The sequence below is a fragment of the Exiguobacterium sp. UBA1053 genome (genome assembly GCF_002316465.1).
GTDB lineage: Bacteria > Bacillota > Bacilli > Exiguobacteriales > Exiguobacteriaceae > Exiguobacterium_A > Exiguobacterium_A abrahamii.
Genome location: NZ_DCDO01000013.1, coordinates 458,881 through 474,956 on the forward strand (window position 1 = coordinate 458,881; position 16,076 = coordinate 474,956).

Here is a 16,076-nt window from a genome sequence, read left to right on the forward strand (position 1 = left end):
ATCCCCCTGTACAATGATAAAGGGGCGGCACAAGTCCGCCCCATGCATTTTCTATTGTAACACAAATCGTGCTTTGTTCACCGGTTCACAGCTTTTGCGGAAGGTGTCGTCTCTTCTGATGTCATGACGTCATCTTCGAGCCCCTCGAACAAGTCTTCATTTAATGCAAACGTATCCATGAACTGCGCAATCCGCTCATCGGCATCTGGCTTCGCTGCCGCATCTTTAATGTAAGACAACGGCTCACGCAACAACTGGTTGATGATTGATTTCATGTGTTTGCCAATGACAGTTTTTTCACGTTTCGACATCTCCGGTAACTTCCGTTCTAAGCTTTGCATCGTTTCTTGTTGAATGCGTAACGCCTGGTCTCGTAATTCCGTGATGATCGGTACGACACCAAGTGTCGTCATCCAACCTTCGAACTCAGCGATTGCTGCTTCAATCCGTTGTTCGATCTTCGCTGCTTCCTTCATCCGTTCCGCCATGTTTTGTTGGACGATTGATGTCAAATCATCGACATCGTACAAATGAACACCTGGCAAGTCACCGACGGTCGGTTCAATATCGCGTGGTACGGCGATGTCGATCAAGAGGAATGGACGATCGTGACGGAACAGTTGTGCTGCCGCGATGTCTTCCCGTTTGATGATGGCACGTTTTGCACCCGTTGAAGAGATGACGATGTCTGCCCGAAGCAAACCGCACTGCATCTCGTTAATCGAATGTGCCGATCCTTCGAACCGATTCGCGACCTCTTCTGCTTTAGCTAACGTCCGGTTAAAGACCGTGATATCGCGTGCCCCTGCTTCATATAGGTTAAGCGTCGTCAATTCGCCGGTTTCTCCTGCACCGATGACGACGATTGATTTATCTTCAAGCGATCCGAGTAACTGTTCGGCAAGCGTGACAGCAGCAGCACTGACAGAAACGGCATTTTCACCGATTCCAGTTTCTGCGTGAGCCCGTTTGGCGAGCGTGACCGCTTCTTTGAAGAGTTTATTGAAGACCGTTCCTGTTGTTTCAAGCTTTTGCGCCATGAAGAAGCTTGTCTTGACTTGACCAAGAATCTGCGTTTCACCGACGATCATCGAATCAAGCCCACTTGTCACGCGGAACAGATGCTTCATCGCATCGAACCCTTCATGAATGAAGAGATACGGCTCGAGTTCCTCCATCGTCAATCCGAACCAATTTGCAAGGAAACGTTTCGTATAATACCGTCCTGTATGTGGCTGATCCGTCACGACGTACAGTTCCGTCCGGTTACATGTCGAGACGATGACACTCTCAAAAATACTTTTTTCATCGCGCAATGCGACGACCGCTCCCTTCATCTCATGCTCCCCAAATGAGACTTGTTCGCGTATTGATACAGGCGCTGTTTTGTTATTCAAGCCGACCACTACGATATGCATGCGCTCTACCCCTTACGTCCAAAGATTTCGTTCCGATCTATCTTTTCGTTCTCTATCCTACATTATAACCATTATAAAAAAGATTCCAATCAATTTATAAACTAAAATGAGTCGAAGTTGTGAAATCTTCTTCATTTTTTCTCTTCTTCTACCTTATCCCTCTCTCATGAAAATCACAAACCCTCTGCTCCTAAAAAGAGCAGAGGGTTACACTTTACTTCAAGGATTCAGGTGATACCGTCACGTCCGGTACGTCGAGACGCTGCTGACGTAAACGATAGATCCGAGCGATATTTTGAACGACGACTTTTGAAACTGCGTATGTTGGAACCGCCAAGATGACACCGATGATTCCACCGATTTTCCCAGCAACGAGCAAGACGATGATGATCGTCAACGGATGAACCTTGAGTGTCTTTCCTTGGACATAAGGAGAAATCAAGTTCGACTCGATTTGCTGCGCGACGACGATCGTGATGATCGCATAGACGGCTTTGATCGGATCATCAATGAACCCGACGATGACCGCCGGTACAGCACCGATGTAGGGACCAAGATACGGAATGATGTTCGTGACCGTACAGAATAAGGCGAGCAGTAGCGCATATTGAATATCGGCGATGAAGAAGCCAATCAATGACATGAGACCGACACAGATCGAGACGATGACCTGTCCATTGACATAATGCTTCACTGTCACGTGCATATCGTGCAAGATTTTACGTGTTTCTGTTTCATAGCTTTTCGGCAATAGCTTCACGACAGAATCCGGAAACTTATAGCCGTCAAGCAACATGTAAACTAAGATGAACGGTACTAAGACGATGATTAAAACGGTCGAAGAGATGACACCGAAAATCGTTCCGACAGATGTCGAGACAGACTTAAAGACTGTGCCGATATACGACGTTGCTTCATTCGTCCACTTGTCAAACAAGTCCGTATTCTCGTGTACCCATGTCGAGATGAATCGGTTGTTCATCAATTGATCGCGTAAATTTAACGTCTGATCGCGCAATTCAACGACAAGCGTCGGAATGCTCGTTGCAAAATCCGTCACCTGCTCAACTAAAATCGGTCCGATTGATGCAACCGCAATCGTCAGGATTGTAATGAAACCAAGCAAGACGATCAGCACGGCAAGACCACGCTTCTTGACCCGCTTCTGTAAAGCGTCCACGATACCGAGCGTAAAGTAATAGAAGATCCCTGCGATGATCAATGGCGGGAAAATCAAGGCCAACATGACTCGAATTGGCTGGAATAAGAATGAAATCTTCGTTCCAACCCAGATGACGAGAAAAATCATCAATACCCAGATTAATGTTTTGAACCATTTGTTTCGTAGCAACTCCACCTAACTTATCCCCCTCATACCTATTCGTCAGCCGACTTTTTCCTCGGTGACGTCTTCGAGACGTTGGCGCTCCATCTGCCCCCAGTTTCCTCGACCAGTCAAGAATTGAATTAATCCTCCTAGCTTGAAGAAGACGAGAATCGGACGGTACCAGAACGACTCGGTTAAGGACCATAGATACAACCGAATCAATTCCTTGACGTTCTTGAATCGGTGCATCGTCCACTCCTCCAATAATACGGCACCTGCTGACAATAGGGAACCATAGAGTAAAGCGACGACAAGTAAGACAATCCCAAATTCAAAGTTGAGTGTACCGACGAGTAGGTTGAGCGGAATGATGAAATAACCGATCAGTTCGACGATTGGTCCGAGTAGTTCAATCAAAAAGAAATACAACATCGAGACGCTACCAACAGAACCATATTTCGGATTGCCAATCATTCGTTTATGTGTCCACAACGTCTCAGCAAGACCACGGTGCCAACGTGTTCGCTGTGACCGTAATACTTCCATCGATTCTGGAGCCTGTGTCCAGCAGACTGGCGCCGGAACGTACTCGATGCGTTTATCGAGCTTATTTTCTTTCATGTACCGGTGCAAGCGAACGACAAGCTCCATGTCCTCACCGACAAGCCCTTCCTTATACCCACCTGCCTGTACGACGATGTTCTTTTGGAACAATCCGAAGGCACCGGAGACGATCAATAAGATATTGAAACGGCTAAGACCAAGGCGACCAAACAGGAACGCTCGGAAGTATTCGATCATCTGCATCAAGACGATCCGTTGTTTCGGTGTCCGAATCTCGACGATTTCGCCGCCTTCGATCGTACAACCGTTAACGAGGAAGATCGAACCACATGTCGCGACGACTTCTTCATCTGACTCAACGATCGGCTTCATGACTTTCAATAACGCATCACGCTCTAAAATCGAATCCGCGTCAAGCGAACAGAAATACGGATAACTGGAGTGATCGATACCGGCATTCAAGGCATCCGCCTTTCCACCATTCTCTTTATCGATAACGATCAAACGACTATCGATCCGCGAACGGTAGACTTGTTTGACCGGCTTCGAACCAATTAGAATCCTCGGATAGCGGATTTCCTTCTCCAGCTCATACGATCGGAACAATTCGTCCATCGTTCCGTCCTTTGAACCATCATTGATGACGATGACTTCATGCTCCGGATAGTCAAGTGCTAGCAAAGCTTGGACACTCGAGACGATCGTATATTCCTCATTGTACGCTGGTACAAGGATACTGACCGGCCGTGTATAGAGAGAGCGCATCAGTGGCAAATAAGAGCTCTCTTTCCGACGAAAGCGTTGCCGTCGCACCATTTGAGCTGAAATCAGGTACAGCATCGAATAGAACACGATGACGAGTAACATATAAATCAATACTGTCCAGGAAAGGACTTCAATAATGGCTTGGATTGTCTCAGACGACATGATGTTTCATCTCCTTTGCCAACCGTTCTGTTGCTTTTTGACGCGCATAGCGGTCGGGGTGTGTACTTGATACCTTCGCCAACTGTTCAATCCCACCACAAGAAAGTAACGCATCGAAGGCTGCCGTCCGAACCCACCACGATCGACTACCGACAAACGGCAAGATCGCTGGTATCGAATCGTCTGGAACGACATGTTCTAAGAAACGAAGGGCAAGCATTTGCTCGACCCAACTTGATTCTTCTTCCAAGTATGGGACATACAATTTCCAGTCTTCCTCAAGTCCGATTCGCGTGAGTGCACGAAGGGCACGTTTTCGGATTTCTGGATTTTCATCTGTCGTCTTGTCACGAACGAGCGCGATATAACGTGTTTCATCGCGGTCAAAGATCAGTTGAAGAATCGCTAATCTAAAGGGCAACGTCAATTCTTCAAACGCAGTCACCCATTCCGCCAAGTCTTGGCTACGTCCGACCGCAAGAATCGCACCAAAGAAGCTGATGTCATTTTCTTGTTTAGCGATCGCAATTGCATCTTGTTCGGATAGTGACACGAGTGTGCGGACGATGACATCGCTCTCCTCTTTTTCAATTGCCTTTCCCCAACGGGCATGAATCATTGGCGCGACTGCGACCAAACGGAATTGTGACACCGCTTCATAGGCGTTCAAGCGGCGATCAATCCGGCGATGCTTCAATTGTTGTTCATAATATGATTGCATATTGGCAGCGACAAATGCTTGCACTCGTTCTAGATGTGCCGGTGTTGCCGTCAAATTGGACAGTGCGAACAGTTCAAGCTCCGCCAAATCCTCGTTTCCTTTTTGAATCGTCGGCATGTCCTGTCGTTCCCCTGTCGCATAGTCATAGATGTCATCTCGAAAAGTGAGTTGCCAATCACGCCGTGCATGCTCGCGGTTGGCACGTTGTCGTTTTTGGACGACGAGATAGATCAGTGCCCCACCTTGTAAGAGAACGAGTACGACGATGAATACTAGAATCGCCTGCATCATCGGCCGTCCTCGACTTTTCGGATCCATGCGCGGAACTCTTCGATTTTCAGCGGGAGCGTCATGATGTAATCAACACCACGATCAACCGCTAGGACGTGATCTCGTTCGCGGTTATACATCGAGATCATCATCGATTGGAATGGCGCGATACTTTGTTGTTTTGCCCGCAACAACAATTCTAGACCATCTGCTCGCGGTAATGCGGACGTGAACACGAGCAAGTACGGACGGGAGGCCACATACTCATCAAGGAACGTCTCTGCTCGTTCAAACGTTACGAAGCGTTCGAATCGTTCCATCAGTTCCCGTTCCATCATCCGGCGGATATGTGGATCTTCTGTTACGACGACAACGTCTGCGATATGCTGGATCTTCTTATAACGCGCAAGGCGATCGAGAACAAGCTCCCGCGACAGCGTCGCCGGTAGCACTTCACGTGCATTTTCTAACCCATAGAAAGAGAATTCCGTATTAAAATACACGACGGGGATCCGTTCCTCGATGACGGGTTCACTCGCGAGGACGACATCGGCATACGAGATGTCCGTCCGCACGCACCACCCTTCCTCAATCAGACCATTGACCGTCTCCGGCATTTGTCCGACCGTGTGCACGAACAAGGTATTCGTCGTCGATTCTCGGACAGCCTCTTCCGTCCATTCGATCGTCGAACTGACCTCACGATCTTGTGTTGTTGATTCAAACGACTGATTGATTAATTTCCACATCTCTTCACGTCGCATTTAGTTTCCTCCCTCAGTGAATGCTTTTTTCATCGTATGATAGATAGGTTTCAATTCTTCCCGTTGCTGTGGATTCGTCCACTCGGCCCAGTTGTAGAAACCACGATTCTTCTCTGGAATACGTGTATCACCGACTTGACCTGTGACTTCGATTCCTTCCGTGATCATCTTCGCTTCGAGTCCATCTTTCCAGAAGTCTCCGATGATTTCATGCTTACTTGGATCACGCATATTTAAGACCATCCATGGAATACGAAGTTCAACGGTTGGTTTCGTGACATCTGAGATATCCGTTAAAATGTCATCTGGTTCTCCTTCATGTAAAACACCTGTGTCCCATTTGACGGCTGGTTTGACGATTTTTTTCGTAACCGGGTCTCGTCTTGCATAATCGAGCATTTGATAGATCGGAACGAACTTGCCGCTGTCTTTTTGATCAGACGGAGGTTTCACCATCTCAAACGGCATCTTCAGACCGTAGTGGTATCGGAAGATGTCATAGCGAGCATCGACATCGATACGCGCTGACTGATCGATCGTCAGACGGTATTCGGCTCCTTCGTCAAGCGTCAACGGACCGACTTTCGTATTCCCATCATTCGGTTTAGTCGATAGTGCAAGTGTCGTCGGTTCTGCTTTCTTCCGGTCGATGCGCAAGTAGAGATATGCCTCGTCGGAAGTCATATAAATCGCTCGATCCTTATTTTCAGCTACTGGTGCATACCCTTTCCAATCATTCAATTTCCCATCAATGATGATGTCTGAACGGAGGAATCCAAGCATCCCGAAATGTTGTTCACTTGTTTGAACATTCGACCAACGTGGACGGGTATCCGCATCGTCATAATCCATTGTGTTCCATGTTCGTTTGAACCATTCGTCTTGCCAGATGAAGATCAGTCCACCAGCCGTCTTGACGTCTTTGATGTCTTGATAGAGCTGCGCGACGAGTTCGCCTTGTTTCTTTTCACTGACATGTCCTTGGTCGAAACCGTTCGGTCCAAGGTGTGTCTTCCCGCGAGAACTCGGAATACCGAATTCCGATACAAGTAACGGCATATCATGATAGTCTTTCATTTCTTTCAAATAACGAGCGTAGGATTCAGAGCTCTTATCTGCTTTTTGACTGTATTCTTCCTTGATGAACGAAGGGTAATACGGATAGATGTGATAAGACGCAAACAAACCACCTGGGAAATCCTTCGTTGCTTTTAAATGATTGAAGTCGATCGAGACGAGATCCTGCTCTTCTTCGACCTCTTTCGGGTGTTTCAATGGATCCGTCGTCGGCCAGTTCGTCGAACCAATTGGTCGAGTCGTGCCGTACTCTTTGATTTCGTGTGCTGTCGCTGTATCCATTCGACCAGCAAGCCACGATTCGAACGGTGACGCCTCTTGTGTCGTCGTCACGTATTTCCCTTCGAATCGTGTGCCTTTATTTTTTTTATTCGTCTCGACGACGGCTTCCGGTAACCATTCGATTCCGAAGACGAACGCTGAAACGTATTGCGAGACGTCTGAAGTATATGTTCCGGAAGCATGACCGACGACTTCCTTGACGACCGCGTTACCATGAATGACATCGACCATTCGTTTTGCTTCCGTATCGGTCATCTTCAAGAAGTCTGGCTCAAAAGCGTTCTTCAACTCTTCGAATGGTTTTTCCTCGACCCACATACCTTGCATCAAATAAATCGGTTGCTTCGCCCGTTCGTTATACGCTTTTAATGCATCGTAAAAAGCAGGAGGATGCAATGTATACACGCGAATCGTATTGACACCCAACTCGCCGATTTCCTTTAGCCAACGATCGTATTCATTACGACTGATGGCATGTTCCCCGGGAAATGCACCCGGTCGACCGAGTCCGACGTTAACGCCTTTGACGAAATACGGCTTCCATTCGCCATCTTGATACATCTCAAGCGTGTCTTGTCCTTCTCGTGCCCGAGTTCGTAATTCCTGATTGCCGACTTTCGTTTGTGAGAGTGGCTTTACTTTTGCAGCTTGCGTCGAGACACGCTTCGCATCCTCAAGAATCCGACTTAGTGTCGGCGCATACACCTTCCAGAAGAATGCCGACTCACTCTCTGCACTATCAAGAATGAACTGTTTGCGGAACCAATCGAGTCCACTGTATCGATAGTAGCGCGGGATGTCCGCGACATCTGTATAGTCACCAGCAAAATAATGTCCACTTCCTTGCGTGACATACGCAGGGAATTCAAGCGGCAACTGATATTTCCGAAGCATCGCTTGGGTCTGTTTTGACGGTTTCCAAGAAAAATGCGCTTGTTGCTCGCCGCCATCTAGCTCTAAAATCTCAAACCAGTAGTTATAACGCACCTCATCTTTTGCATTGCCCTTGTTTTTATCCCATTTATAAAGTAATGGTGTGTCATCATTGACGAAAAAAGCTTTTTCCGTTGAGTCATTGATGAAGACATAACCTGGACCAGATAGTTTGAATTCTTTTTCTTTTGCCTGCGCTTTTAATTGAGCTACGACGTTCTTCTCAAGACCTTGCAACTTTGTTAAATCCGGGAAAAAACGACCGATCCATCCTGTCCATGCCGTCCCGAACAATTGGCGAAACGCATTGGACCGCTCGACTGACGTCGGACTTGCCGCCGTATTAAACTCCGCTACGACCGTTTTCCCTTGCGAAATCGCTTCGGTCGCGAGATCAACGTCTTCTGCCGTCAACCCCCCACGGTGTTCTTGTTTCCCGTTGACCTCATAGGATTTCCCATACGTATCCGTAAACAACAGCACATCTGCTTTAGAAGCCTGTTGTAGCATTTGCTTCCCTTGTGTACCGTCATAACGATTAATGTAATCCGAATACTTATAATCTTGCTCTTGCGCATTTCGGATTTTCAAGTGATTCAATAACCACGTCGTTCCAGCGTGCTCTCGCTCATCTGTACCGTTCGTATAATCAAATAGCGCGATATTTAATGTCTTTTCCTGCTTTAAGAACCAAATGGCAAATGGTGTCAGAATAAGTAATATGACGATTGCAAACGTCCATTTATAACGCCTCATATTGGCATAGCCTCCCACTAGAACAATTTGTTCCTATCATTGTAACGTGAATTAAATAATGTTCATATAATGGAAATCAAAAATGATGGAAGGAAATGATTAGATGCTATTTATAGATTACTTTAACCCTAATTAAAAAACGTTCTGCTCTCCTATTGCCGGAGAACAGAACGTTTCGTTATTTTACAGTAGACGATAAATCGCTTCCCATGCGGCATCGACGCCTTCTCCTGTCTCAGATGAGAAAGGAATCAAGGTATCTTGACCGTCAAATTGCAATTTACGTTTGATTGCCGCGATATGTTTATCACGTTGACTCTTTTTGATCTTATCGAGTTTTGTCGCAACGACGATGACCGGTAGATCGTAATACTTCAAGAAATCATACATCGTCACATCATCCGCAGACGGATCGTGTCGGATGTCGACGAGCTGTACGACACCTTTGAGGATTTCCCGTTGCGTGAAGTACTTCTCCATCATCTTGCCCCATGCTTCACGCTCCGTCTTCGAAACTTTCGCATATCCGTAACCCGGTACATCGACGAACATGACTTCATCATTGATGTTGAAGAAGTTCAAGGTTTGCGTTTTACCTGGTTTCGAAGATGTCCGCGCGAGTGCTTTACGCTGGACCAGTTTATTGATGAAAGAGGACTTTCCGACGTTCGATCGCCCTGCGAGTGCCACTTCTGGCAACAATGGCTCCGGATAATGTTCCGGATTGACGCCACTCGTAATAAAATCAGCTTTATAAATTTTCATGTTACTCTCCTTTTAATGCATGTTCGAGCACTTGCTCCATCGTCGCGACCGGAATGAATTCCATTCCTGCGCGGACGCTTTCCGGGATATCATCGATGTCCCGCGTATTGTCTTGTGGCAACAGAACGGTCGTCAAGCCCGCACGATGTGCTGCGAGTGACTTCTCCTTTAATCCACCGATCGGTAAGACACGTCCACGCAACGTGATTTCACCTGTCATCCCGACATCCCGGCGAACCGAGCGTTTTGTTAAAGCGGAAATCAATGCTGTCGCGAGTGTGATCCCAGCAGATGGACCATCTTTCGGTACGGCACCTTCAGGAACGTGGATGTGGATGTCTTGCGTTTCGTAGAAGTTCGGTTCGATGCCAAGGGACGTCGCATTCGCTCGGACGAAGCTGTACGCGGTCTGAGCCGACTCTTGCATGACATCACCGAGTTTCCCGGTTAACTGCAATTTCCCTTTACCCGGAGCAAGGCTGACTTCGATCGTCAACGTATCGCCCCCAAAAGCAGTATACGCTAAACCAGTCACCGCGCCAATCATATCTTCGAGCTCGCCTTGACCATAGCGGTAGATCGGTTTGCCTAGGAAATCGTCCAGATTACGTTTTGTCACCGTCACCCGTTTCTTCTCACCCATCGCGATTTGTTTCGCTGCTTTCCGGCAAAGTGAGCCGAGGACACGTTCGAGATTCCGGACACCGGCTTCTCGTGTATAACGACGGACGACTTCTTCTAGCGCGTCTGCTTTGACCGTCAATTGACTCTTTTTCAGACCGTGTTCAGCCAGTTGCTTCGATAAGAGATGACGAACGGCAATTTCCGTTTTCTCTTGTTCCGTATAGCCACCGATTTGAATCAATTCCATCCGGTCGAGCAATGGTCCGGGGATATTCGAGACATCGTTCGCTGTCGCGATGAACAGAACGTTCGATAGATCGAACGGTTCTTCGATATAGTGATCAGAAAAGCTGTTGTTTTGTTCCGGATCAAGAACTTCAAGCATTGCGGACGACGGGTCACCACGGAAGTCATTTGACATCTTATCGATCTCATCGAGCAGGAAGACCGGGTTGTTCGTTCCTGCTTGTTTTAAACCACGAATGATCCGTCCTGGCATCGCACCGATATACGTCCGGCGATGTCCACGGATCTCCGCTTCGTCGCGCACGCCACCAAGTGAAACGCGGACGAACTTCCGCTCAAGTGCTGTGGCAATCGAACGGGCAAGCGACGTTTTCCCGACTCCCGGAGGACCAGATAGACAAAGAATCGGTCCACGTAATGAGTCCGTCAATTGACGAACGGCAAGATACTCAAGGATCCGTTCTTTGACCTTCTCTAGACCGTAATGGTCCTTTTCAAGCTGTTCCGAAGCAGCCGAGACGTTCAAGAAATCATCGGTTGCTTCATTCCACGGCAACGAGAAGAACCATTCGAGATAGTTGCGTATGACCCCATGTTCGGGACTCGTCGCCGGTACGACCGCTAAACGACTGATTTCCTTCTCGACGTTCGCAACCGTCGTTTCTGGTAAATCAAGCATCGCAAGCTGCTCCCGATATTTCGTCGCATCGCTTTCAACAGAAGCCGACTCGCCACCTAGTTCTTGTTGAATCGTCTTCAATTGTTCCCGCAAGTAATACTCGCGTTGCGATTGTTCAATCGTCTTCTTCGTCCGTTCACGCATCTCACGTTCAAGTTCGACGACTTCATATTCGTGTTTCATGACATCAAGCAACATCAATCCTCGTTCGACCGGATCCTGTTGTTCGAGAAACTCCTGTTTCTTCGAGATATCGATTGGTAGCTTCGACGTAATATAGTCCGTCAATGAATCGAGGCGTTCGTATGTCTCGAATCGGCGACGTTCATCCGTTCCGATTCCTTTGATCCGAGAGACGAGCTGACCGAACTGTTCTTTGATGAGACGAACGAGCGCTTCTTGTTTCGCTCCTTTGATGTCCATCTTCTCGATTGGTTCGATGACGGCTTGATAACCTTCGTCTGTCTCTTCGACGTTTTCGATCCGGACACGTTCCTTCCCGATGACTCGGACACGGACCGTATCATTCCCGAGTTCACTCATCTTCGCGATTTGAACGAGCGTACCAACTTGGTGCAGCCCGTCAACAGACGGCTCTGCCTCTGGATCACGTTGCGTGACGACGACGAGATCGATTTCGTGTTCCTTTGATGCAAGTAAGGCTTTTAAGGATACCGGACGCCCTACATCAATCGTCAATCCGATCAACGGATACGCGACGACACCGCGTAACGGTAAAAGTGGATATTGTTTTTTCTTCATTCGAATTCCTCCTAAACAAAAAGACTCGGAAAGGCGTACAAGTAGCCTCCGAGCCGATTTGTCACGGTGTTACGCCGTTTCTTTTTCTTTCCCATGTTCAATTGTACCATCTTTCAACTCAAGCGTTGGACCGCGTTTACCAGTCAACGTTTCTGCTGTAATGATGACTTTCGCGATGTCTTCACGTGATGGGATTTCGAACATGATATCAAGCATAGTTTCTTCGATGATCGAACGAAGACCACGCGCACCTGTTTTACGTTCGATTGCAAGTTTTGCAATCTCAAGAAGTGCATCTTCCGTGAAGTCGAGTTCGACATCATCGAGTTGAAGCATTTTCTTATATTGTTTCACGAGGGCGTTTTTCGGTTTCGTCAAGATTTGAACGAGTGCCTCTTCATCAAGTGGCTCGAGCGTCGCCATGACCGGCAAACGACCGATGAACTCTGGAATCAAACCGAACTTTTGAAGATCTTCTGGTAATGCAGCTGCCAGAATTTCTTTTTGTGTAAGGTTACGGTTCTCTGAATCGTTTCCGAATCCGATGACTTTTTTACCAAGACGACGTTTGATCGACTGATCGATACCATCGAATGCGCCACCGACGATAAACAAGATGTTCGTCGTATCGATTTGGATGAATTCTTGATGTGGGTGTTTTCGTCCACCTTGTGGCGGTACACTCGCAACCGTTCCTTCCAAAATCTTCAGCAAGGCTTGTTGGACACCCTCACCAGATACGTCACGTGTAATCGACGGGTTTTCTGATTTACGAGCAATCTTATCGATCTCATCAATGTAGATGATTCCTTTTTCAGCCTTCTCGACATCGTAATCCGCTGCTTGAATGAGTTTTAACAGGATATTCTCGACGTCTTCGCCGACATAACCAGCTTCCGTCAAACTTGTTGCATCTGCAATCGCAAACGGTACGTTCAAGATACGTGCCATCGTTTGGGCAAGAAGTGTTTTACCGCTACCTGTTGGTCCAATCATGACGATGTTCGATTTCGAAAGCTCGACATCATCTGCGCGACCACCAGCATTGATTCGTTTGTAGTGATTATACATCGCTACAGACAACGACTTCTTCGCTTTTTCTTGACCGATAACATAATCGTCAAGTGTCGTACGAATTTCATGCGGTTTCGGAACATTCTTTAGCTCGACTTCTTCTTCAGTGCCGAGTTCTTCCTCTACGATTTCATTGCAGAGTTCGATACACTCGTCGCAAATGTAAACGCCAGGTCCAGCAACAAGTTTGCGTACTTGTTCTTGTGTCTTTCCACAGAAAGAACATTTTAGCTGACCTTTTTCTTCGTTAAATTTAAACATAAAGGTCCACCCCTTTAACGTGGAAATTGTATGGATGCCTGTAGCATCCCGTCTCACGTTTTACTATTTATGATTGTAGCATGAACAAGGAAAGTCTTTCAAATCCTGGACGAACGATTTACAGTTTGATGTTCTGAACCAAGGATCGTTTGTCCTTGTTTGACCTATCGTACAAAAAAATCGACTCCAAGACCAGAAATTGGGCTTGAAGTCGATCGAAAACCATGAAATGGCTTATTTTGCTTTTGCGTTGTCGACGAGAACATCGATAGCTTTACGGAATTGAAGATCGCCTTTAAGCGTTTCAAGACCACCTTGTGGTGCAAGCATCGTTTCAAGTTGATCTGCAGGGATGTTGTAGAGTTCTGACATTGATTGAAGTTCAGTTTGAGTTTCCTCATCTGTTACTTCGATTTTTTCGTCAGCAACGATTTGCTTGAGGACGAGACGTGCTTTAACACGCTCTTCCGCTTGCTCTTTCATTTCAGAACGCATTGCCTCTTCTGTCGTTCCAGTCAACTGGAAGTACATGTTGAGGTCGATACCTTGTGATTGAATACGTTGTGTGAACTCTTGAACCATACGCTCGACTTCGTTTTCGACCATGACTTCTGGAAGATCAACTGTCGCGTTTTTTGTAGCCGCTTCGACTAACTCATCGCGCATTGAAGCATCAGCTTCTTGTTTGCGTGTGTTTTCGAGACGCGTACGGATTTTTGTTTTCAACTCGTCGAGTGAAGAAACTTCTTCATCCATTTCTTTTGCGAACTCATCTGTCAATTCAGGGAGCTCTTGTGCTTTGACTTCGTGGATCGTTACTTTGAATGTAACTGGTTTTCCAGCGAGTGATGCTTCGTGGTATTCCTCTGGGAATGTCACTTCAAGATCTTTTTGCTCGCCAGTTTTTAAACCGACCATTTGCTCTTCGAATCCAGGAATGAAGTTTCCAGAACCGATGACGAGTGAGTAGTTCTCAGCAGTTCCGCCGTCGAATTGGTTTTCCCCATCGAAACCTGCGAAGTCGAATACGACTGTATCGCCATTCTCGATGACGCCATCTTCTTTAACGACGAGTTCTGCACCGCGTTCTTGCAATGTTTTGAGTTCAGCGTCGACGTCTTCGTCAGTAACGTTCGTTTCAACTGCTGTGTACTCAAGACCTTTGTACTCACCGAGTGTAGCTTCTGGCTCGATGACGAACGTGATTTTGAATTCGACTGGCTTGCCTTTTTCGAGTGTTTCAACGTCGATGTTCTCAAGCGCGATTGGCTCGATTCCTGATTCGACGACTGCACCTTCGATTGTGTCCTTGTAAAGGATATCGAGTGCATCTTGGTACAGTGCTTCTTCACCGTACATTTTGTTGAACATTGCGCGTGGCATTTTTCCTTTACGGAAACCAGGTGTGTTCAAAGTCTTAACGACTTTCTTGAACGCTTGGTCTACCGCTTTATCAAATGCTTCAGCAGGCGCTTCATACGTGAGGACGCCGAGGCTACCTGATTGTTTTTCCCATTTTGCAGTCATGCTGAGTCCCTCCAAAATTGTCAATTAGCGTACATGTGTGTACAACAAGTCACATTATAGCACAATCGTTCTGACGATTACCACTGTTGAACGAATCGTTTCCAGATGTCTCAATCGAAGTAAATCTGCTCGAATGCGATGACTTCTGGATAAAGGATATGTGCCGCTCGATATAACCGCTTCGCCAGCGGACTGAGGATACGTTCCGGTTCTTCACGTTCAAATGTCAGACCTGCGAGTTCTTCGCATGCTGCGAGCCATTTCTCCATATCTGATCCGATTCGTTCTCGTTCTTCAAGATGAATCAGTTGATCCGATCGCAAGACGAGCAACGCTCGGAACGGATCCATTCGCTCTAACGTATGCATCGATGCCAGTAACGCTTGTTGCTCCTGTTGATGTACCATCAGGATTTCTTCTAAATCTTCGCGTGACGAGATCGTCCAGTCTACAGCTAAGTGTGGTACATGAATGCTTATCGGATATGACACGTGATCCAGCACGCTTCCTAATAACTGATCAATGACGAGTAGACTTTGATGTGCAGTCTTTTGCGCCTGAAGATATTTCTGGGTGATATATGCAATGAGCTCAGAGGTCCGTTCGAATTCAATACCGGTCAAATGGCGCATTTGTTCGACCCAATTCCCATGTCGTAACACATGCATCAGTTCCGTTGCTGATGTTACCTCACACTGCGCAACAGGGTTGTTTTGAACTGCCGGCTTTTGTTCGCGAACACGCATCTGTTGTTTGATTTCATCTAATCGAAGCGCGAGCCCATAAGGCAGATACGGTGACGCCGAGCGCAAAGCGAGTTTCATCGGATAACGTTCTCCGAGTTCATAAAGAAAGAGTGCGAGCACTTGCTCGACACCCTCGACTTCAAGAAATCGTTCTGCCACTGTTTCAAATCGTTCACGGTCATGCATTAAGAGTGGTTGAATGACATAGAGCCGGTGTAATACATCTTCTCCTGTCAATTGGTCAGTCTCTAATTCCATAATCAATTGTTCTTGTTTAGAAGCGGGCAAACGAAGAATCCGCGCTCGTTCTACTTCTAGTTCATGTTCCATCCAGCGCGATGTCCCCATATTCC

11 protein-coding genes are annotated in these 16,076 nt (G+C 47.0%); all 11 read right to left on the bottom strand.

The window, feature by feature from the left end:
* Positions 1 to 77 precede the first annotated feature (77 nt).
* On the bottom strand, positions 78 to 1,418 hold the full coding sequence (hemA, locus tag B3G15_RS10105) for a glutamyl-tRNA reductase (RefSeq protein ID WP_029342279.1): 1,341 nt from the start codon (positions 1,416 to 1,418) through the stop codon (positions 78 to 80).
* A gap of 214 nt (positions 1,419 to 1,632) precedes the next feature.
* Positions 1,633 to 2,775, bottom strand: coding sequence for an AI-2E family transporter (locus B3G15_RS10110; protein WP_290720565.1), 1,143 nt, complete (start codon positions 2,773 to 2,775; stop codon positions 1,633 to 1,635).
* Between the two features lie 27 nt (positions 2,776 to 2,802).
* Positions 2,803 to 4,236: a glycosyltransferase family 2 protein gene (locus B3G15_RS10115; protein ID WP_290720568.1), complete on the bottom strand. Its 1,434-nt coding sequence runs from the start codon at positions 4,234 to 4,236 to the stop codon at positions 2,803 to 2,805.
* Positions 4,226 to 5,275 carry a HEAT repeat domain-containing protein gene (locus B3G15_RS10120; protein ID WP_290720571.1) on the bottom strand — a complete coding sequence of 350 codons (1,050 nt, stop codon included), beginning with the start codon at positions 5,273 to 5,275 and terminating at the stop codon, positions 4,226 to 4,228. Before B3G15_RS10120 ends, B3G15_RS10115 begins: the two co-directional genes overlap by 11 nt.
* The gene (locus B3G15_RS10125; protein WP_290720573.1) at positions 5,245 to 5,991 is read right to left on the bottom strand and encodes a DNA-binding response regulator; all 747 of its coding nucleotides are present in this window, start codon (positions 5,989 to 5,991) and stop codon (positions 5,245 to 5,247) included. Before B3G15_RS10125 ends, B3G15_RS10120 begins: the two co-directional genes overlap by 31 nt.
* Positions 5,992 to 9,039, bottom strand: a complete 3,048-nt coding sequence (locus tag B3G15_RS10130; RefSeq protein ID WP_290720577.1) for a hypothetical protein — start codon at positions 9,037 to 9,039, stop codon at positions 5,992 to 5,994.
* Between the two features lie 183 nt (positions 9,040 to 9,222).
* Positions 9,223 to 9,804, bottom strand: coding sequence for a ribosome biogenesis GTP-binding protein YihA/YsxC (gene yihA, locus B3G15_RS10135; RefSeq protein ID WP_023468975.1), 582 nt, complete (start codon positions 9,802 to 9,804; stop codon positions 9,223 to 9,225).
* Position 9,805: 1 nt separating this feature from the next.
* On the bottom strand, positions 9,806 to 12,115 hold the full coding sequence (gene lon / locus B3G15_RS10140) for an endopeptidase La (RefSeq protein WP_290720582.1): 2,310 nt from the start codon (positions 12,113 to 12,115) through the stop codon (positions 9,806 to 9,808).
* A 69-nt stretch (positions 12,116 to 12,184) separates the two neighbouring features.
* On the bottom strand, positions 12,185 to 13,450 hold the full coding sequence (clpX, locus tag B3G15_RS10145; RefSeq protein WP_023468977.1) for an ATP-dependent protease ATP-binding subunit ClpX: 1,266 nt from the start codon (positions 13,448 to 13,450) through the stop codon (positions 12,185 to 12,187).
* Positions 13,451 to 13,684: 234 nt separating this feature from the next.
* Positions 13,685 to 14,977, bottom strand: a complete 1,293-nt coding sequence (gene tig, locus B3G15_RS10150) for a trigger factor (RefSeq protein ID WP_023468978.1) — start codon at positions 14,975 to 14,977, stop codon at positions 13,685 to 13,687.
* Between the two features lie 110 nt (positions 14,978 to 15,087).
* Positions 15,088 to 16,071 carry a hypothetical protein gene (locus B3G15_RS10155; protein ID WP_290720588.1) on the bottom strand — a complete coding sequence of 328 codons (984 nt, stop codon included), beginning with the start codon at positions 16,069 to 16,071 and terminating at the stop codon, positions 15,088 to 15,090.
* Positions 16,072 to 16,076 lie beyond the last annotated feature (5 nt).